This window comes from Chitinophagales bacterium, assembly GCA_020636535.1.
GTDB lineage: Bacteria > Bacteroidota > Bacteroidia > Chitinophagales > JADIYW01 > JADJSS01.
Genome location: JACJXT010000011.1, coordinates 484,200 through 505,176, shown reverse-complemented (window position 1 = coordinate 505,176; position 20,977 = coordinate 484,200). Strand labels below are relative to the sequence as shown.

Sequence of the window (20,977 nt, the reverse complement as noted above, 5' to 3'; positions counted from 1 at the left end):
TATGGCTAACTTTGCTGTTTGATGCTAAGGAAAAGTTTTATATTTTATATTGATTCTTACAGAGGATTAAGCAAAGAAATGTGGTTGCTTTCTTTAGTATTATTGATTAATAGAATGGGAACCATGGTTTTTCCTTTCTTGATGATTTACTTAACTACACAACTTGGTTTTTCCTTATCGCAAGGTGGAATTGTAATGGCTTTATTTGGTATTGGCTCTATGTTTGGTGCTTATATTGGAGGCAAATTAACAGATGATTTTGATTTTAAAACCATACAAATTACTTCTTTAATTGGTGGTGGCATTATGTTCTTGATTATTGGTCAATTAAAAAGTTACTATGCTATTTGTATTGCTGCATTTTTTTTAAGCTTAATTAATGAAGCATTTAGACCTGCAAATGCTGCAGCTATTGGTGCTTATAGTAGTAAAGAAAATTTGACGCGTTCATTTACACTAAATCGCTTGGCATTTAATTTAGGTTGGTCTATTGGTGGTGGTTTAGGTGGATTTATTGCTGCACAATCATACGAGTTATTATTTTGGGTAGATGGTTGTACCAATATAATTTCTGGCATTATTTTTTACTTTATACTACCTAGTCCTAAAAGTATCATTTCTATTGATGTTATCCAGGATACCAACGATAATTATAGCAGTGGTTTCTTATCTCCTTTAAAAGATAAGGTATTTGTATTTTATTTAATGGCAACTACTTTATATGCTATTTGCTTTTTTCAATTATTTACTAATTTGCCTGCATACTTAAAAACAGAGAAACATTTTTCAGAAGAATTTATTGGTCAGTTGTATACTTTAAACGGATTGTTTATTGTGGCATTTGAGATGGCATTGATGTATTGGATTTCAAGAAAAAGGCATCAATTATATGCAATTCCTATTGGTGCTTTCATTCATATAATAGCTTATTTATGTTTGGTATTATTTAATAATACATACGCATTGGTTACTTTAGTAGTATTGCTAATTACCATAAGCGAAATGTTAGCATTACCAGTAGCTAGTACTTTTTGGATGAGTAGAACCAACTCGAAAAACAGAGGTGCTTATGCTGGTTGGCAAACTTTTGCTTGGGCATTTGCATTAACTATAGGTCCGCCATTAGTTGCTATTGGTGCAGATATAATTAGCTGGCAATTTGTTTGGTGGATGATTGCTTTATTATCTTTGCTTGTAACTATAATTTATTATAAGGTAATACAATTAGAATGACCATAGGTATAGTTTCGGACACACATGGATATATAGATGATAGACTTTTAGACTTCTTTAATAATGTAGATGAGATTTGGCATGCAGGTGATATTGGCAACATTGAAGTTATTAAAAAGTTAGAAAGCATAAAACCTACCAAAGTTGTTTATGGCAATATAGACGATAGTAGTATTAGAAATCAGTTTCCATTAAATCAGATTTTTAATATAGACAATTGCAAGATTTTAATGACACATATTGCTGGAAGTTTTGGCAAATACAATACCAGAATTAATGCATTGCATCAAACACAAAAAGACATAAAAATTTTAGTGTGTGGACACTCGCATATTTTAAAAGTTCAGTACGATGAAAAATACAACTGGTTATACATTAATCCAGGAGCTTATGGCAAACATGGATTTCATAAGTTTAGAACTGCAATAAAACTACAAATAGAAAATAGCATTCCTAAAAATATAGAAGTGCTAGAATTAAAAAGGTAGTTTTTATTTGTAGCAAGATAGTTGGTATTTAGTATTAAGACATTTAGCGTATCTTTACATCATGAAAATTGCTGATATTATTGATACGATTGACGCTTTTGCTCCAAAACAATATCAAGAAAGTTATGATAATGCTGGATTAATTGTTGGCGACAAATCTGCTGAGTGTACTGGAGTTTTACTTTGCTTAGATACCATAGAAGCTGTAATTGATGAAGCCATTGCTAAAAATTGTAATTTGGTGGTAGCACATCATCCAATTGTATTTAGTGGAATAAAACAACTCAATGGTAAAAATTATGTAGAGCGAGTAGTCATCAAAGCCATTAAAAACGATATAGCAATTTATGCTTGTCATACTAATTTAGACAATGTTCAACTAGGTGTCAATCATAAAATTGGCGAAAAATTAGGACTACAAAATCTAAAAATATTAGCACCAAAAAAAAGTATCCTAAAAAAGTTATATACCTATATTCCAACTGCACAAAAAGAAAATTTACTCAATGCTTTGTACCAAGCTGGTGCAGGAAATATTGGCAATTATAGCAATTGCAGTTTTAGTACCGAAGGCATTGGTTCATTCAAAGCCAATGAAAATGCCAATCCAACTGTAGGAAAAATTAATGAAACACATTACGAAAACGAAACTAAAGTAGAAGTTCTTTTTCCTATACACGCAGAACGAAATATTTTACAAGCACTGTTCAAGCATCATCCATACGAAGAAGTTGCTTACGAAATTATCACACTAGACAATATGAATCAAAATATTGGTAGTGGAATGATTGGCGAACTCAACGAAGCAATGGCTGAATTAGATTTCTTAAAGCTACTCAAAGAAAAGATGCAATGCCAATGTATTAGACATACTAAATTGCTAAATCGACCTATAAAAACCGTAGCATTTTGTGGTGGAGCCGGTAGTTTTTTGTTAAAAAATGCTATTGCAGCCAAAGCAGACATTTTTATTACTGGAGATTTTAAATATCACGAATTCTTTGATGCTGATAATCAAATAGTTATAGCAGATATTGGACATTATGAAAGTGAGCAATACACAACTGAAATATTTTATAATCTGTTAACAAAAAAATTTCGTAACTTTGCCGTTCAAATTTCGACAATAAATACAAATCCGATAAACTATTTATAATGGCAAAAAAGAAAGAATTAACGAATGTAACAGACAAATTAGAGCAATTAGAAGCTTTACAAGCCATTCATTCTAAAATAGATGAAATTAGAGTCTTAAAAGGTGAGTTGCCTATAGAAGTTGCCGACTTAGAAGATGAGATTGCTGGTTTAGAAAGAAGAGTTGAAAAAATTGACCATCAAGTAACAGAAGCTCAAGAAGATATTAGCTCTAGAAAACAAGGCATTAAAGATGCCAACGCTTTAATTACAAAGTACGATAAGCAATTGAACAATGTAAAAAACAACAGAGAATTTGATGCATTGAACAAAGAAATTGAAATGCAAAAACTAGAAATTCAATTGCACGAGAAAAAAATTAAAGAGAAAGATTTAGCAATTGAAAACTATAAAGAAAGTGCTAAAGAAAATAAAGACAAGCTGAAAGACAAAAAAGATGTGCTTAAAAGCAAGAAAAAAGAACTAGATCACATCATTGAAGAAACAGAAAAAGAAGAAAAAGACCTAGAGAAAAAAGCAGAAAAAATTGCATCTGGAATCGAAGATCGATTAATTACTGCGTATAACAGAATTAGACACAATTATAAAAATGGCCTAGCAGTAGTTCATGTTCAAAGAGATGCTTGTGGTGGTTGCTTTGGTTTCGTTCCAGCTCAAACTCAATCAGAAATTAGAACAAAAAGAAAATTAATTTCTTGCGAACACTGCGGAAGAATTCTAGCAGATGTTGATGATGATGTAGAAGTATAAAATATCATGTTCGTTTATAATAATTAGATCCGAATCTTTTATAGGTTCGGATTTTTTTATAGATGGTATTATATTTGTAGTAAAAGTTATATTAAGAGAAAATAAATTAACTCGTTATGCACTTTAGAAGCAGAATACAATAAAAATTGTCATTCTCAACCAGATTGAGAATCTTTTTTACGATTTTTATAGCAGAATCTAGATGAATTTTTTCGTCATACTATGAAATTTTCTAGAACAACGAATTGCACAATAAGTTAATTGAGTATCATTATTATAATATTTTTGAGCAACGAAAAATGAAGCAATCTTTTTAGATATAACAATATATTGAAATTTACAACATACATATTATTACTATTTATCTCACTACACAGTTATAGCAATACTGTAGATTGGAACGAGAACTGTACCAATGCATATCAAGCTATCTTTCAATTTAAATTAGATAAAGCACAAAAAATTATTGACCTAGAACAAAAAAACAATTCAGAAAATGTAATTCCAATTTTTCTAGAAGACTATATTGATTTTTTCTCATACTATGTTTCGGAAGAAACTATTTATTATAATAAAATAAAAAATAATTTTAATAGTAAAATAAAAATCATACAAAGTGCCGATAAAAGTTCTCCATATACACTCTATTGCGAAGCAGAAATTCGTTTGCACTATGCACTGTGTAAACTAAAAAACAACGAGTATTTAAATGCAGTAATGGAAGTAAAAAGAGCTCACGATGCATTAAAAGAAAATGAAAAAAAATTCCCAGACTTCAAAGCAAATTTAAAATCGCTTGGTTTACTACACACTATATTTGGTGCCATTCCAGACAAATATAAATTTGGTGCAAAATTATTGGGTTTCAAAGGTTCAATCGACCAAGGCATGCAAGAACTCAATCAAGTAGTAAAAGACAAAACCTTTTTGTTTAGAGAAGAAGCAGTAATTCTCTACGCTTTTTTGCAATTGCATTTAGTAAAGCAAGAAGACAAAGCTTGGCAACTCATACAAAATGCCAATCTAAGTACAAGCGACAATTTACTTAATACTTTTGTAAAAGCTAATATGGCAATGCACACAGGAAAAAATCAGTTGTGTATTGATATAATAACCAACCAACCAAAAAGCAGCGACTTCTTTCCTATTTCTTATTTAGATTTTATGCTAGGAACAGCCAAACTACAAAAGTTAGATAGTGATGCAAACATATATTTTAAAAAATATATTAATAACTTTAAAGGAAAATCATATATTAAAGAAGCGTATAGAAAATTAGCTTGGCATGATGTTTTGATAAATAGTGGAAGCAATTATAAAGCATATATGTTGCAATGTAAAAATTTTTCAGAGGCACCAACCGATGAAGATAAATCAGCACAACGAGAAGCAGAGCGAAATACCATACCAAACAAACAATTACTAAAAGCAAGAGTGTTAATGGATGGCAACTACTTAAGTAGTGCATTAGAAAACATCAATAAAGTTGTGTTTAAAAATTTAGCAAATAATAGAGAGAAATTAGAATACTACTATAGAAAAGCACGCATTTATGATGAGCTTAATCAAACAGCGAATGCAAGTAAGTACTATCAAATTACAATCGACCAAGGCAGTAAGTTCGATTATTATTTTGCAGCAAATGCTTGTATTAAATTAGGAAATATACTAGAAAAACAAAATAAAAATCAGAGTGCATTAAACTACTACAACAAAGCACTACAACTTAAAAAAGACGAATACGAAGACAGCATTAATGCAGAAGCCAAAGCTGGTATCAACAGAATTAGTGGTTGATATGAACAATAAATGACCTTCAATAAATTTAGAGAGGACAAATAAAAAAGCGTGAAGAAAATATTGTTGTTTGAGCGAAGCGAGTTTCAAGATTTTTAGCTTTTTTAGATAGTTCGATCGTTAATAATTCCTGTCTACCGACAGGTAGATATTGCAGTCTTGATTTTTTGTTCCTTTTGTATCAAGACAAAAGGAAGATGATTTTTATTATTAAAATAAACAACCTATTATTTGTATAATTGCATCATGAATTTCAATATTCAACATAGCGTTTCACTACAACCTTATAATACATTTGGATTAAATATTACTACAAAATATTTTACTATATTAAATAATAAAAACCAGCTACAAGATTTACCTCATTTAATTCAAGCATATCCAAAATTTATGTTTTTAGGTGGTGGAAGTAATGTATTGTTCATTAACGATTATGATGGATTAATAATACTCAATGAATTAAAAGATATTATTATTTTAGATAATAACAATAACTATATTGATATTGAAATTTTATCAGGAAATATTTGGCATGATACGGTACAATATTGCGTAGCACAAAATTGGTATGGTATAGAAAACATGGCACTCATTCCAGGAACTGTTGGTGCAGCTCCAATTCAAAATATAGGTGCTTATGGTACAGAGTTAAAAGAGGTCCTGCTACAAGTTAAAGCAGTTAATTTAAACAACGGACAACTAGAAACATTTTCTAACAGCGATTGTAATTTTGGTTATAGAGATAGTATTTTTAAAAATAAATATAAAAATAAATATTATATATATAGTATCATCATACGATTACAACACCATGGAGAACTCAATACAAGCTATGGTGCTATCAATCAAGTATTACAAAACAAAGGAATAGCACAAGCAAATATTAAAGATGTTTTTAATGCAGTCATCGAAATTAGAAGTAGCAAACTACCTAATCCAAAAGAGTTAGGCAATAGTGGAAGTTTTTTCAAAAATCCAATTGTAGGAAAAAATATATTATTTAATATACAGCAACAATATCCAACAATACCATTTTACACTGTAGATGATGCTCATGTAAAAATTCCAGCTGCTTGGTTAATTGAGCAAAGTGGATTTAAAGGCAAACGCATTGGCAATACAGGCAACCATAAAGATCAAGCATTAGTAATTGTGAACTATGGCAATGCAACAGGACAAGAAATTTGGCAACACGCACAAACCGTAATAAAAACAGTACAAGAAAAATTCAGTATTACACTCGAACCAGAAGTAAATGTAATAGCGTAAATAGTAAGTTTACTACTTCCTCGCTTTCCAAACTATATAATCAAAAATAAAATTGGCAGGAAAGGAATAGGATTTTAGTATGCTACAATTTCTATCAAGTAAAAACTGCTCATATTCTTTTTTATTATATTGATGTGGATGTAGTGCATCGCCAGGAATTGCTTTAAAAATGCGTTTTAAAAAATGGTGTTGGTGTGCATCTGTAGAAATAATTAAAATACCATTGTCATTCAATTGGTCTACCAAAACACTATATGCTTTTTCTATATCTGCCACATGATTAATTGCATTTAAACAAAATACATAATCAAATTTTTTATTAGTACGATATTCTTCTATAGTAGTCGTTACAAAATCAACATGACTGTACCAATTTTTATCAAAATGTTCTAGAGTAGTATAATTATCTAATAGTGGATCAATAGCAACAACTTCGCTATCATTTAATACACTAAAAATTCCAGCTGGACCACAACCTGCATCTAAAATAGTTTTGTTTGCCAAGTCATTACAATCAATTTCTATGTCTTTTAAAAATTGTAGCCAGTAGTTTTTTTTCCAAGCCAAATAATCGCCTACATTTTTATTTTTCAAATAGTTTTTCCACCATTTAAGTTCAAGGTTTTGAGCAACAGTCCATTTAAAATTCTTCTTCATTCAATCAATAAAATTACAAGTTAGAAAAATTAACAAACAAAACTTGCAGACTTTCTATTTTTTAAAGAAATTTACTACAACTAATTAACTAGTAACTAAATTAAAAACTATAAATTATGAAAAAACTATTAATTCTATTAATAAGTATATTCTTTTTTACATTAAGTCATGCACAAGAAACAGTAAAAGTTACCTTTAAATATAATTTTATCAATTCTATTAAAGGTTACACTTACGATACCAAATTGGTTTTAGAACGAGATGGAAAAAAAATTGGCGAAAGCAAAATAAAAAATCAAGAAATACCTAATGAAGTTACATTTACCATTCCAAAAGGCAATGCTACACTTAAAGCAACATTGTATGCATTATATAATGGCAAATGGGAAGCTCGTACGGATGATAATGGTTATTCTTTTGATTGTGTATATACAAAATTTAGTGCTTGGGACAAAAATGCTACGATTAACTTAACTGCAGATATTGAAAACTTTTCTTTTGATGCAACAGAATCTTTCGATAATAATAACACTTATAATGATATTGACGATTTTGGTGATGTTTACAATTCATTAATGGATGTATATTATAATGGTTTTGACAATATGGTTTCCGATAAAGACTACAAAGATGCATTAGCAAAACTCAACAGATATCTTACTAGATTTAAAGAAGGTTATTATGGCACTATGGAAATAAAAGATGGTTATTTGTATGATAACTATCAATCAGGAAAATATTCTAAAATTAAAGTTACAGATATAGATAAAGTTATAGAAGTTGAAACTGGTACCGAAGTTGCTATAAAATGTAAAAACAATAGTAAATGTGTTTATTCAACTTATACAAACGATTATCATGATGAAATGCCTTTTTCTAATAAAGGAAATAAATTTAATACTCAAGAACTTATCGACTTAATTAATAATGTACTTAATGCTTACAATAAAAGTAGTAACAACAAAAATACAGATTACAAAACGGCACTCAATAAAGTAAATAAATACCTTAAAACATTCGATAATGGTTACTATGGATACTTAGAAGTAAAAGATGGTTACTTGTACGATAGATTTAAATCTGGAAAATACTCTAAAGCAAAAATTGAAGATTTAGGCAAAGCCAAAGAAGATACACCTAATAAAAAAGTGGTTATCAATTGTTTTAGTAATCAAGACTGTGTGTATTCTACTTATACCGAATTATATCATTCTCAAATGACATTTTCTCAAACTGAAAGTTTTAACACACAAGAACTGATTAACTTACTCAATGACTTTATTAAAGCTTATAAAGGTTATTGAAATTATATTAAAAAATATTTAATTCAAATTCATTGCTTTGGCTTTTTCCATCATAAAATTATAAGCAGCTTCGTACGAGTTTTCAATTTCACCATCTAAAATAGCATCTTTAATAGCATCTTTAATTTCGCCTACAGCTCTGCTTGGTTTCAAGTTAAAAGTTTGCATAATTTCGGTGCCATCAATTGGTGGTTGCCAGTTTCGTATATGGTCTCTAGCTTCTACTTCAATTATTTTTTCTTTTACCAAAGCTAAGTTCTTTTTATAACGAACTACTTTTTCTTTGTTTTTAGAAGTAATGTCTGCAAAACACAATTTCATTAAATCATCTATGTCATCACCAGCATCAAAAATAAGGCGTCTTATAGCAGAATCGGTAATATTTTCTTTAGTCAACGAAATTGGTCGTAGATGCAACAATACCATTTTTTGAACAAATTGCATTCTGTCGTCTAAAGGCATTTTTAGTCGTTGAAAGATTTTAGGCACCCATCTTGCACCAACTACTTCGTGTCCGTGAAATGTCCAACCATGACCTTCTTCAAATCTTTGTGTAGCAGGTTTAGCAATATCGTGTAAAATAGCTGCCCAACGCAAATATAAATCGTTGCTAGTTCGTGCTACATTGTCTAACACTTCTAAAGTATGATAAAAATTGTCTTTATGACCATAGTTTTCTTTAATACTTACGCCTTGTAATTTCACCATTTCTGGAAAAAACTGATGCAGTAATTTTGTATCGAACAATAATTTAAAACCAATAGATGGCTTTGGACTTTGTATGATTTTATTAAGTTCGTCTAAAATTCTTTCCTTAGAAATAATTTGTAATCTATTGGCTAATGGTTCAATTGCTTGATAAGTATTTTTTTCTATTTTAAAATCCAACTGTGTCGCAAAACGAATGGCTCTTAGCATTCGCAATGGATCATCATTAAAAGTGATATTCGCCTCTAATGGTGTTCTAATCATTTGATTTTGCAAATCTTCGTAACCATTGGTTAAATCTATTAGTTCGCCTAATGCATTAATGTGTAGCTTAATTGCCATAGCATTAATGGTAAAATCTCTTCTGTAAATGTCATCTTCAAATGAGCCATCTTCTACAATCGGATTTCTACTATCTCTGTTGTACGATTCTTTTCTAGCACCAACAAACTCAATATCTAAATCTTTGTATTTTAACTGTGCTGTTCCAAAGTTTTTAAAATAGTTGACTTTTTGTTTTGGTGAAATAGCTTGTGCTACACCTTTCGCTAACTCAATACCACTTCCTACACAAACAATATCAATATCCTTACAAGGTCTATTCAACAACTTATCTCTTACAAAACCACCAACAGCAAATGCCTCTATATTTTGTTCATTGGCAACAGTGGCAATAATATTTAAAATGCTTTGTTCTTGCTCGTTTAACTCAATTTTCACACCGCAAATATAAATCTTTATTAAAGATAATTGGCTAATGGTATTTTATATTTACATTTGATGCATGATATGGATATTTAGATGGTTGTTTAAATTGAAAGGTTGGAAATTACAAACCGAAATGATACATCAATACAAGCAATCGATAGTTTTAGCTGCACCACATACCAGCAATTGGGACGCCATTATTGCTTTGGCTGCATTTAGTTTAATGGGTTTAAAAGTACGATTTACACTTAAAAAAGAATGGTTTAGATTTCCGTTTAAACGCATGATGACGAATTTAGGTGGTATTGCTATAGATAGAACACCAAAAAAAGTTGGAGAGGAAAGACTGAGTATGGTTGATGCTATGGTTAATCTGTTTAATGAAAATAAAGACTTACACATTATGATTACACCAGAAGGCACGCGTTCTTTAAGAACAGAATGGAAAACTGGTTTTTATTATGCTGCTCACAAAGCCAAAGTACCTATTTTGTGTGGCTACTTAGATTATAAAAAGAAAATTGCTGGAATTGGCAAGATTATTGACTCGAGTTTACCACTAGAAGAGTGTATGAAACAAATGATGGATTTTTATAAAACCATTAATGGAAAATTTCCCGAGAAGTTTAGCGTTGATAAAAGATATGCTTAATAATTTTTTATGATAAGTTGGTGTTTTAGATTGTTGTTAAAAGCAAATGGTTGGCAATATGATGCCGACTTAACCAAACAGTACAATAAATGTGTAGTGATTGTAGCACCACATACTTCGTTTTTAGATTTTATTTATGGCAAAGCTATTTTTGATACCATAGGTGTTCCTGCAAAGTTTGCTATAAAAAAAGAACTGTTCTTTTTTCCATTTTCTGTGCTATTTAAACGATTAGGTGGCATTGCTATAGATAGAACACCAAAAAATGGAGATACTACCAGAATTAGTTTAACCGAAGCCATGATAAATATGATTCAACAACAAGACAAAATTTGTTTGGTCATTACACCAGAAGGAAGTAGAAGCAGCAAAGAGCAATGGCGAACTGGTTTCTATCACATTGCTAAGAATGCAAAAGTGCCATTAATTTTAGGTTCTTTAGATTTTAAAACCAAGAAAGGATATGCCAATACGCTTTTTGAATTTACTGATGATTTTGATGCAGACATGCGTCGAATTATGGAATTCTATAAAGATAAAATTCATTTAGGCAGATTTCCAGAACGAGGCAGTTTAGATAAAAGATTTGTGTAGAGATACTTATGTGAAAAATTTGTAATGGATATATTCACTTTAATAACTAATGATGAGCAATTACAGACAAAACTTCTCAATAAGTTTACAGAGGAAGATTTTTATATAAAAGACAATGGAGATAATCAATTTCTCTTATTTAATAAAAGCGAGCTAAATAGTGAATTAAGTACAAGGAATATTCTAATAGTAAATTCATTTGAAATAGATGAGAGTAGTGATGAATATGAAGAAAAAGAGAAAAAGTTTGTAAAGTCAATATTAAAAGAGTATCCATATTATTATATTAATTTTGATTATAAAATAAATTATACCTATAATTTATTGTATGATGTTATTGACATTATAAATAGTTATATAATAGAAACAAACCAAGAAAATAATATTTTAATAGAAGATGATTTTAGTAGTTATTTATCATCCTTTCCTCGTTTTTTAGAAAAGTGGAACAAAGAAAGAGCATTTTTTCATCAAAAAGATTACAAAGAAGAACAAGAGTTATTATAAACTACTACGCTTTCATAAAACAACAAAAGTCTAATATCTATAAATCTTGAATCTAATAATCTAAACATCTCAATACTAAATTAATACTGCCAAACTTCTACTGCATTGTCGGCGTTGGTACCACATAAAATATTTTTACCAACACTGATGTCGTAGAGATTGGGTGCATTGGTAAATTCTATAGTAGAAAAACTCAATTGGTCGTAAGCCATCAATTTTCCATCTTGATTATAAACTAACAACTGCTCTTTTTTGCTAATGCTACAAGCATCTTTAATAGGCAATTGTTTTTGATAAGTACCATTATTGTCAAATATAAAAATGCCTTGCGACTTATCGTTCAGCAATAATTGTGTACCTATTTCTTGTATGGTATTTACTTGTAATGAAGTGCCTGTCCATTGCGAAATATTTGGTGTAGTAAAAATTACTTTTCCTTGTTGATTGATTTTTACTAATTTCTGAGTACCAATATCCCACAACCACAAAAATTCATTGTCGTAAGAAATACCAACAGCACCAACTAAAATATTGTTTAATGCAAATACATCGATAATGTCAATTTCGCCAAATCGTTTATCTAACAAAATTATTTTGCCATAATTTGGACAGTACAAAAATGTTCTAAACGAATTGTTGCTAATAATTTCAGTATATTCATCAATATACAAATTACCATAAGTATTCATCAGTAAACCACTACTATTGTATTTTTTGATGATGCCTTTTTGTAGAATCAAGATTTCATCAGAATAATTAATATGTGTTTTAATTGCTTCTTCTGGAATTACACATAGTTTAATTGGAATGTTTTGTTGTGCTTTGCTACTGCAAAAAATCAATACAAAAAATAATAATATAATAGTTCTTTTAGTCATTTTGATTGAGATAGTGTAAAGACAAATTATTTCCATCAAACGATGCATAGGAATTGTGAAATATTAAATCTCCTAAATTAATATATTTATTATTATTATTGATAGCAATTTCCATAGGTAGATGTCTGTGTCCACAAATAATATAATCGTAGTGATTGTTGTTTTCCATTTCCTTTGCAAATTGTATTAATCTTTCTTTTGCTTCGCCATTAAATTTTTCCTCTTTTGGATGATCAAAACTGCTTCTACTCCAAAGTAGTGCTAATTTCATGCCAATATCTGGATGCAACCATTTAAACAACCATTTACAAATTGGATTGGTAAATATTTTTTTCAAAAAGCGATATTTGAAATCACCTTTTCCTTTTCCATCGCCATGTGTAATAAATATTTTTTTGTTGTTAGAAGTGAGTTCAACACTATCATCAATGATAGTAACACCAATTTCTTTTGGTAGATAATCTTTATACCATAAATCGTGATTGCCTTTAATAATATACACTGGAATTTGCTGCTGTGTGAACTCAGACAGACAAGCTAAGAATCGAACAAAATATTTTGGTACAACATGGTTATACTCGAACCAAAAATCGAAGACATCGCCAACTAAAAAAAGTGCTTGTGTATTGTTTTTTATTTGTTGAAAGAACTCAATAATGTATTGTTCTCTAACAAAACTTTCGTTGTACGACTGTGCTCCAAGATGTAAATCTGACAAAAAATAGATTTGCTTTCCGTTGTTTACATTAATGTTGAGTGGTACAATATTCACTTAGGAAAGATAAGGAAAATTTTAGTATTTCGGTCGGTGAGACACCAACCGATAGGGAAACCATAGCTTAGAGCATCATTTTTATTTATACTATTTACTTTCTTCAAAAAGTTCTACTTCTTTCTTTAAACTCAATAGATAATCAATGTCATCGTAGCCATTAATTAAGCATGTTTTTTTATATGGATTGAGTTCAAACTGTTCCTGCTCTCCAGTACTTTCATTGGTAATCGTTTGTTTTTCTATATCTACACTTACTTTAGTCATAGGATTATTTTCAATGGCTTCAAACAAATTATTTAAAAATGTAGGTGAAACAGTTATCGGTAACAGTCCATTGTTGAGTGCATTATTTTTAAAAATATCAGCAAAAAAACTAGATACTACTACTCTAAAACCATAATCGTAAATAGCCCAAGCTGCGTGTTCTCTTGATGAACCACAACCGAAATTTTTACCAGCTACTAAAATAGTTCCTTTATAAGTTTTATTGTTGAGTACAAAGTTGGCTTTGGGTGTATTGTCGCTATTGTATCGCCAATCTCTAAATAAATTATCGCCAAAGCCATCTCTAGTCGTTGCTTTTAAAAATCGTGCAGGAATTATTTGGTCAGTATCAATATCTTCTGCATTGATTGGCACACATGAACTTGTGAAATTTTTAAATTTATCCATTTTGTATATTTTTTACAATAAAGTTCTTACATCTACAATTTTTCCTGTAATAGCAGCAGCAGCGGCAGTTAACGGACTCGCTAGTAAAGTTCTAGCACCTTGTCCTTGTCTGCCTTCAAAATTTCTATTAGAAGTAGATACACAATATTTTCCAGCAGGAATTTTATCTTCATTCATACCTAAACAAGCAGAACAACCAGGTTCTCTTAATTCCATACCAGCTGCTTTAAGAATAACATCTAAACCTTCTGCTATCGCTTGTTTTTCTACTTGTTTACTTCCAGGAACAATCCAAACAGTAACATTCTCTGCTTTTTGTTTGCCTTTAATTAATGCAACAAATTGTCGCAAGTCTTCCATTCTAGAATTAGTACAAGAACCCAAAAACACATAATCTACTGATTTTTGTAGTAAACTTTCGCCTCGTTCAAAGCCCATATATTCTAAAGCTTTATCTAAATTATTTTCTCCTTCACTTGGTATCTCTTCTGAAACTTTAATTCCCATTCCAGGATTAGTACCATAAGTAATCATAGGTTCTATATCCGTAGCATCAAAATGATACTCTTTATCAAAAACAGCATTCTCGTCGCTTACTAATTTTTTCCATTCATTAATCTGTTGTTCAAAAGCACCATCTTTTAAAGAAAATTCTTTGTTTCTTAAATAGTCAAAAGTTTTTTCATCTGGAGCAATAATACCGCCTCTTGCACCCATTTCTATACTCATGTTACAAATGGTCATTCTAGCTTCCATACTTAAACTACGAATAGCACTGCCTGCATATTCTACAAAATAACCAGTTCCTCCACTAGTAGAAATCTTAGAAATTATATATAAAATAATATCTTTTGAAGTAACACCTTTACCTAATTCTCCATCAATATTAATACGCATAGACTTTGGCTTGGTTTGCAAAATACATTGTGTTGCCAAAACTTGTTCTACTTCTGATGTACCAATACCAAAAGCAATTGCTCCAAATGCACCGTGTGTAGAAGTATGCGAATCACCACAAACAATAGTTTTGCCTGGCTGCGTAATACCTAATTCAGGACCAATAACATGTACAATTCCTTGAAATGGATGACCTAAACCATACAATTCAATACCATGATTTTTGCAATTTTGAATCAAAGTATCTACTTGATGTCTAGACAATGCTTCTTTAATAGGTAACTCTTGGTGTTTGGTAGGCACATTGTGATCAGCTGTTGCAACAGTCTGTTGTGGTCTATACACTTTAATTCCTCTTTTATCTAAACCAGCAAAAGCTTGTGGTGTAGTTACTTCGTGTATAAAATGCGTATCAATATATAAAACCTGTGGTCCGTTCTCAATTTTTTTTATCACATGTGCATCCCAAATCTTATCAAAAAGCGTATTAGCCATAATATTTATTCTTAGCCAACTAAATTATTGATAAGTATTTATAAGATTTATTGATTTGGATTAAGCAATTATTAAACTAAAATTTTATTTTTATTGCTTATGTCTGAAAACATACATATTCCTATACAAGGTTTCGTTAAAAATGGCTTTGAAAAAGTAAAAACAACCTTCGAAGAAAATTTTAATATTAGAAAAGAAATTGGGGCTTCTTGCTGTGTATATTACAAAGGAGAAAAGGTAGTAGATTTATGGGGCGGTTTTAGAGATAAACAAAAAACACTTCCTTGGGAAGAAGATACGCTTAGTCTAGTTTTTTCTACGACAAAAGGAATTGCGTCTTTGGCTGTAGCTGTTTTACATAGCAAAGGTTTGCTAGATTATAATGAGAAAGTAAGTTCGTATTGGAATGAGTTTGCATTTAATGGAAAAGAAAATATTACGGTACGACAGCTATTATCGCATCAAGCTGGATTGTATAGCAATGACAAACGCTTGACTTACGAAGTTTTGACTGATGAAAAATTATTGAGCAATTGTTTAGCTAAGCAAAAACCGTATTGGAAAGTTGGTGATAAGCAAGGTTATCATGCATGGACAATTGGTATGTACATTAATGAAATTGTAAAAAGAGTAGATGATAAACAAAGAACAATACAACAGTTGGTAGAAGATGAAATTGCCAAACCACTACAAGCAGAATTTTATATTGGCTTACCCAATTTTATTTTTGATGAAAGAGTAGCAGAGCTAATTCCATTTATGCCTTTAGAAGCCATTAGTGGAAGTGATGACAGAGATTTTGGAAAACTGATAGCTGCTATTTTAAATCCGTTTTCTGCATTTTATAAGTCTTTATTAAATCCGCCATTTGCTATAAACTTGAATAATTTTAATAAAAAAAAATACAACAGTTTACCATTGGCCGCAGCTCATGGCTTTAGCAATGCTAGAAATATTGCTAAAATTTATAATGATTTCGCACTACGAGGCAAGCAACTTAAACTCAATGAATTTGCCTACAATGCACTAGAAGCAAAACCAATTTATCCGAAAACGAGTAAAGCAGATTATGTATTGGGTGTAGATATTCCTTTTTCACTAGGATTGGCAAAACCATCATTATACCAAGATTTTGGCGTCAATTATAGAGCGTACGGAACTTTTGGTGCTGGTGGTTCTGGTGGATTTGCAGATCCAGAAATGCAACTTGCTTTTGCTTATGTAATGAATAAAATGGGCACTCATATTGCTAACGATCCAAGAGAATTGTCGCTTAGGCAAGCAACTTATGAATGTGCTATTGCTCTTGAAAAAACAAAAATCAATGAAAAAGAATATACAAGTTGATAGTATTAGACAATACAAAAAAGCACCATCGTGGCAAATATTTTTTGAGTTAGAAGATGATTTGAGTCGTGTTTGGCAAATACCAATGCACTATTTAACTAAAGCAAGTGATACTTTAAATAAAATAATATACAAATTAAAATTAGACAAAATAATTCCTACAAAAGAAAAAAAACAAACGCATTTTGCAGTATTGATGAATCCAGATTATCATAGATTGTATCTGAATAAAAAAAATGTAGCTTGCTTTATTGTTGATTATTGGAAAAAATATGATATTAATTTATTCAATAAAAATTTTAAAGATTTTTCAATAGTTTATTTAGCAAGTTTAGAAGCCATTACATTTTTAAAAAACAATGGTTGTTCGTTAAACTTACAACACTTAGCATTTTCTATTGCAGATAAGCATTTATCTTTATTTCATCAAATAGTTGAAAAAGACATTGATGTAATACAAATTGGTAGAAAAAACTTATTGTTAGATGAAATGATGCTACAGTATTGTAAAGAAAATCCAACCGTAAATTATGTACATCGTATTATTGAAGATGGAAAGAACATCTACTACTCTACAAAATACGGAAAGATAGGTGAACTACACACAAGAGAAGCATTGTTAACAATAATGTGTAGAGCAAAAATTAGTATTGTAAGTTCGCCAGGTTTAGATGGTGGCGATTGGAAAACTGGTGGTTTAAATCCTGTAACGGTTAGAGTACTTGAGAGTGCTATTGCTAAATGCTATATGCTAGGACGATTTGCTCATAATGAAGACTACGATTATTTTGGTTTAAAGGATTTAATTTTTGAAGTAGAAGACAACTACGAACACTTCAAGCAAGTATTAGAAAATTTGTTACAAAAAGAAAGCTTTGAGCTAGGCAATCAATATGAACAATTTTTACAATTGCATTTAAACTCGGTTAGAGCCAAACAAATACAAGATGATGTTGATGGTTTAAATTGAAACCTACCTTATCTTCTCAGCAGTGTCTCTTGTAAAGGACACTGCGTATGCAAATATTTAAACGCTATCAATATCTCTTGTAAAGGACATTAATGGTGATTAGTTTTGCAAGTGTATAGCTATACCATATTTATACACAATTGTTACGCAGAGTCCTGCTACGCTTTTTCACCTACGCCCAGAGACGCTGCTAGGAAAGAAATGATTGAATATGTTTAATATTATTAATAATTATATCAATAATCTTAGCTTATCAGCAGTGTCTCTTGTAAAGGACATTAATGGTGATTAATTTTGCAAGTGGATAGCTGCAATATTTACACAATTGTTACGCAGAGTCCTGCTATGCTTTTTCACCTACACCCAGAGATGCTTCTAGGAAAAAAATGATTAAATATGTTTAATATTATTAATAATTATATCAATAATATTAGCTTATCAGCAGTGTCTCTTGTAAAGGACACTGCGTATGCAAATATTTAAACGCTATCAATATCTCTTATAAAGGACATTAATGGTGATTAATTTTGCAAGTGGATAGCTGCAATATTTACACAATTGTTACGCAGCGTCCTGCTACGCTTTTTCACCTACGCCCAGAGACGCTGCTAGGAAAAAAATGATTAAATATGTTTAATATTATTAATAATTATATCAATAACATTGTTGAATTTTCTTTTATTAATAACACCAGCTTTCCTTATAATAATATTTTTATCTGCAGTAAAAATTCTTAACGGTCGAACATAAGAATCAATGGGCAAACTACCTAATGTAAAATCTTGTTTTGTGATTGATATAGCATTAGTATCATTTGCTTTGGAAGTAATTTGACAGAGCAGGATATCATCTCCATTTAGGTCAGTTAATACAAGGGCTGGTCTTCTCTTGCTTCCTGAAAGATTAGAAAAAGGAAAAGGAATTACTACAATATCTCCTTTTATAAAAGTTCCCATGCTTTATCTTCTTCTTTTGTCAACCAATCTTTAGCTAAACTTTTCTCACTAGCGTAATGAGTTAGCAAAGTATCATCATTAACAGTTTTAGCTTCTTCAACAGTAAAAGCAATGATTTCAATTTTTTTGCCAATAAAATTATCTGGTAATTTTAATATTACTTGATTATTATCTGGAATTAAAATTGTTTTAAGCATAAAATTGTTTTAAAAATTATTGGAACTCTTTTCCTAAATAATATAACTCAATCATCAATATACAAATATAAGAACAAATTGTAGTATTTTTTTGGTATAAAATATTATCTTCTCAGCAGTGTCTCTTGTAAAGGACACTGCGTATGCAAATATTTAAACGCTATCAATATCTCTTGTAAAGGACATTAATGGTGATTAGTTTTGCAAGTGTATAGCTATACCATATTTATACACAATTGTTACGCAGAGTCCTGCTACGCTTTTTCACCTACGCCCAGAGACGCTGCTAGGAAAGAAAATACAAGAGGATGTTGATGGTTTAAATTGAAACCTACCTTTTCTCTAAAGCAAACTGATTGGCATCTTGTGCTTCATTATAATAGTTGCTACATGCTTTTGAAAGTGTACCTTCGTACTGAAATCCGTTTTTACTTAATACTTTTTCACTAGCAACATTGCCTACTACTACTTTGGCAATTACTCGTTTTATGGTCGTAGTAGTAAACAACCAATTGCACATTGTTTGTATAATTGCAGTCATAGTGCCTTTTCCTACATATGCTTCATCTAACCAATACGACAATTCGGCTTCTTGTTTATGCCAATTAATTTCTCTTATATTAAAATGACCTATAATTTTATCTTCACTATTAAAAATTAAAAAAGCAAACTGTTTCTTTTGTTTCCATTGTTTCATTTTATCTAACACAAACAATAAACTTTTATCTTTCGTTTCGTTTTGTGGTAGCATTTTAGAAAAACTATTACTCAGTCGTTGTTTATTTTTTTGAATTAAATCAAATAACTCTACATAAGCAGTTTTGTAGTATGGTGTCAAGTAAATATCAAAATTAATTACGGCTATTTTCATATAAGTTTCCAAAACTAAAATATAATTTCTAAATTAGGAATGAATTTATACACAGCACAATGAAAACATCTTTTTTAGATAAAAATAAACCACCATTAATTATTGAACCAAGTTCTGGTGATAACTCAAAAGCAACATTAATTAATTGGATTAATGAAAATCATCAGCAAGTAGAAGATGATTTAACCAAGCATGGTGCAATCTTGTTTAAGCATTTCGATATACAATCGCCACAAGATTTTGAAGCGGTTGCTAAAGCTGTTGATAGCGATTTAAAGAATGATTATATGGGAACTTCTCCTAGAGATAAAAAAACAGATTTTGTTTTTTCTGCTAGTGAGTTGCCAGCACATTATCCAATTATGCAACATTGCGAAATGAGTTTTTTGCCTTCTGCACCACGACGATTATTTTTCTACTGTCATACTGCACCAGAATATGGTGGCGAAACACCTATCTGCGATTTTAGAAAAGTGTATTTAGGATTGAATGATGAAGTGCGAACGGCTTTCGAAAACAAAGGCGTTAAACACATTAGAAATTATTCTTCGCCAAATGATAAAAGTAAAAGTGCTTTTCAATTAAAAAAATGGGACGAGTTATTTCATACTAAAGATAAAGCGGTTATTGCTGAAAAAGCCAAGCTACACGATATACAACTAGAATGGAAAGAGAATGATGGTTTGAGAATGATTAATAAAAGTGATGCTTTTAAAATACATCCAAAAACTGGAGAAATGGTTTGGTTTAATCATACACAAGTTTTTCATGTTGATGCTGCGGCTATTGAGTATGAGAAAATTCATCAGCGACAAAAAAGATGGGAAACTTTTAAATACAGTGCTTTGTTAGAAGTATTGACTTGGTGGAAAAAGAAAACCAAAAATCCGTTTGACCAAAGTATGCATGTTACTTTTGGTGATGATACCGAAATTCCTGAAGATTATGTAGAGCATGTTATTGATGTAATTTGGGACAATTTATCAATTTATGCTTGGGAAAAAGGTGATATCATTTGTATCGATAATTTTTCTACATCGCACGGACGACTACCTTATACTGGTGATAGAGAAGTGATGGTAAGCTGGACATCTTAA

Annotated in this window: 22 protein-coding genes; 13 read left to right on the top strand and 9 right to left on the bottom strand. The window is 30.4% G+C overall.

The features are described from left to right. The first annotated feature begins 21 nt into the window (after positions 1-21). The 6 genes from H6553_02590 (at position 22) to murB (ending at position 6,692) form a co-directional block, all read left to right on the top strand. The gene (locus H6553_02590) at positions 22-1,233 is read left to right on the top strand and encodes an MFS transporter (GenBank protein ID MCB9032704.1); all 1,212 of its coding nucleotides are present in this window, start codon (positions 22-24) and stop codon (positions 1,231-1,233) included. After that, positions 1,230-1,721 carry a metallophosphoesterase family protein gene (locus tag H6553_02585; protein MCB9032703.1) on the top strand — a complete coding sequence of 164 codons (492 nt, stop codon included), beginning with the start codon at positions 1,230-1,232 and terminating at the stop codon, positions 1,719-1,721. The genes H6553_02590 and H6553_02585 overlap by 4 nt, the downstream gene beginning before the upstream one ends. 61 nt (positions 1,722-1,782) lie before the next feature. Further along, on the top strand, positions 1,783-2,877 hold the full coding sequence (locus tag H6553_02580) for a Nif3-like dinuclear metal center hexameric protein (GenBank protein MCB9032702.1): 1,095 nt from the start codon (positions 1,783-1,785) through the stop codon (positions 2,875-2,877). Continuing rightward, a complete protein-coding gene (locus H6553_02575) occupies positions 2,877-3,626 on the top strand; it encodes a hypothetical protein (GenBank protein ID MCB9032701.1) in 750 nt (249 codons plus the stop codon). Before H6553_02580 ends, H6553_02575 begins: the two co-directional genes overlap by 1 nt. A gap of 330 nt (positions 3,627-3,956) precedes the next feature. Continuing rightward, complete coding sequence (locus tag H6553_02570) at positions 3,957-5,423, top strand: hypothetical protein (GenBank protein MCB9032700.1); 1,467 nt, start codon at positions 3,957-3,959, stop codon at positions 5,421-5,423. A gap of 246 nt (positions 5,424-5,669) precedes the next feature. Next, entirely contained in the window at positions 5,670-6,692 is a 1,023-nt protein-coding gene (gene murB / locus H6553_02565; protein MCB9032699.1) for a UDP-N-acetylmuramate dehydrogenase, read from the top strand. 12 nt (positions 6,693-6,704) lie between these two features. Here murB and H6553_02560 read toward each other — a convergent pair whose 3' ends face one another. Further along, positions 6,705-7,349, bottom strand: a complete 645-nt coding sequence (locus H6553_02560; GenBank protein MCB9032698.1) for a methyltransferase domain-containing protein — start codon at positions 7,347-7,349, stop codon at positions 6,705-6,707. Positions 7,350-7,465: 116 nt separating this feature from the next. Between H6553_02560 and H6553_02555 the strand changes: the two genes are divergently transcribed. Then, positions 7,466-8,653 carry a hypothetical protein gene (locus H6553_02555; GenBank protein MCB9032697.1) on the top strand — a complete coding sequence of 396 codons (1,188 nt, stop codon included), beginning with the start codon at positions 7,466-7,468 and terminating at the stop codon, positions 8,651-8,653. 18 nt (positions 8,654-8,671) lie between these two features. Here H6553_02555 and H6553_02550 read toward each other — a convergent pair whose 3' ends face one another. Beyond that, positions 8,672-10,081: an HD domain-containing protein gene (locus H6553_02550; GenBank protein ID MCB9032696.1), complete on the bottom strand. Its 1,410-nt coding sequence runs from the start codon at positions 10,079-10,081 to the stop codon at positions 8,672-8,674. 64 nt (positions 10,082-10,145) lie between these two features. Between H6553_02550 and H6553_02545 the strand changes: the two genes are divergently transcribed. The 3 genes from H6553_02545 to H6553_02535 are packed head-to-tail and all read left to right on the top strand — an operon-like array spanning position 10,146 to position 11,822. Then, complete coding sequence (locus H6553_02545; GenBank protein MCB9032695.1) at positions 10,146-10,721, top strand: 1-acyl-sn-glycerol-3-phosphate acyltransferase; 576 nt, start codon at positions 10,146-10,148, stop codon at positions 10,719-10,721. Positions 10,722-10,730: 9 nt separating this feature from the next. Continuing rightward, positions 10,731-11,315, top strand: a complete 585-nt coding sequence (locus tag H6553_02540) for a 1-acyl-sn-glycerol-3-phosphate acyltransferase (GenBank protein ID MCB9032694.1) — start codon at positions 10,731-10,733, stop codon at positions 11,313-11,315. Positions 11,316-11,339: 24 nt separating this feature from the next. Continuing rightward, complete coding sequence (locus H6553_02535) at positions 11,340-11,822, top strand: hypothetical protein (protein MCB9032693.1); 483 nt, start codon at positions 11,340-11,342, stop codon at positions 11,820-11,822. A gap of 80 nt (positions 11,823-11,902) precedes the next feature. On the opposite strand, the gene H6553_02530 is transcribed toward H6553_02535, so the two are convergent. The 4 genes from H6553_02530 to leuC all read right to left on the bottom strand — a co-directional run bounded on the left by H6553_02530 (position 11,903) and on the right by leuC (position 15,539). Further along, a complete protein-coding gene (locus H6553_02530) occupies positions 11,903-12,700 on the bottom strand; it encodes a hypothetical protein (protein ID MCB9032692.1) in 798 nt (265 codons plus the stop codon). Further along, a complete protein-coding gene (locus H6553_02525) occupies positions 12,693-13,472 on the bottom strand; it encodes a UDP-2,3-diacylglucosamine diphosphatase (GenBank protein ID MCB9032691.1) in 780 nt (259 codons plus the stop codon). The genes H6553_02530 and H6553_02525 overlap by 8 nt, the downstream gene beginning before the upstream one ends. A gap of 90 nt (positions 13,473-13,562) precedes the next feature. Continuing rightward, entirely contained in the window at positions 13,563-14,147 is a 585-nt protein-coding gene (gene leuD, locus H6553_02520) for a 3-isopropylmalate dehydratase small subunit (GenBank protein MCB9032690.1), read from the bottom strand. A gap of 12 nt (positions 14,148-14,159) precedes the next feature. After that, positions 14,160-15,539 (bottom strand): 3-isopropylmalate dehydratase large subunit, encoded by a 1,380-nt coding sequence (gene leuC / locus H6553_02515; GenBank protein ID MCB9032689.1) that lies wholly within the window; start codon positions 15,537-15,539, stop codon positions 14,160-14,162. Positions 15,540-15,638: 99 nt separating this feature from the next. Between leuC and H6553_02510 the strand changes: the two genes are divergently transcribed. Next, positions 15,639-16,886, top strand: coding sequence for a beta-lactamase family protein (locus H6553_02510; protein MCB9032688.1), 1,248 nt, complete (start codon positions 15,639-15,641; stop codon positions 16,884-16,886). After that, the gene (locus tag H6553_02505; GenBank protein ID MCB9032687.1) at positions 16,864-17,856 is read left to right on the top strand and encodes a hypothetical protein; all 993 of its coding nucleotides are present in this window, start codon (positions 16,864-16,866) and stop codon (positions 17,854-17,856) included. Before H6553_02510 ends, H6553_02505 begins: the two co-directional genes overlap by 23 nt. A gap of 623 nt (positions 17,857-18,479) precedes the next feature. Here the strand turns inward: H6553_02505 and H6553_02500 are convergent. The 3 genes from H6553_02500 to H6553_02490 form a co-directional block, all read right to left on the bottom strand. Then, positions 18,480-18,812 (bottom strand): type II toxin-antitoxin system PemK/MazF family toxin, encoded by a 333-nt coding sequence (locus tag H6553_02500; protein MCB9032686.1) that lies wholly within the window; start codon positions 18,810-18,812, stop codon positions 18,480-18,482. Then, complete coding sequence (locus tag H6553_02495; protein MCB9032685.1) at positions 18,797-19,009, bottom strand: hypothetical protein; 213 nt, start codon at positions 19,007-19,009, stop codon at positions 18,797-18,799. The genes H6553_02500 and H6553_02495 overlap by 16 nt, the downstream gene beginning before the upstream one ends. Before the next feature lie 331 nt (positions 19,010-19,340). Then, complete coding sequence (locus tag H6553_02490; GenBank protein MCB9032684.1) at positions 19,341-19,880, bottom strand: GNAT family N-acetyltransferase; 540 nt, start codon at positions 19,878-19,880, stop codon at positions 19,341-19,343. Positions 19,881-19,939: 59 nt separating this feature from the next. Between H6553_02490 and H6553_02485 the strand changes: the two genes are divergently transcribed. Then, positions 19,940-20,977 (top strand): TauD/TfdA family dioxygenase, encoded by a 1,038-nt coding sequence (locus H6553_02485; protein ID MCB9032683.1) that lies wholly within the window; start codon positions 19,940-19,942, stop codon positions 20,975-20,977.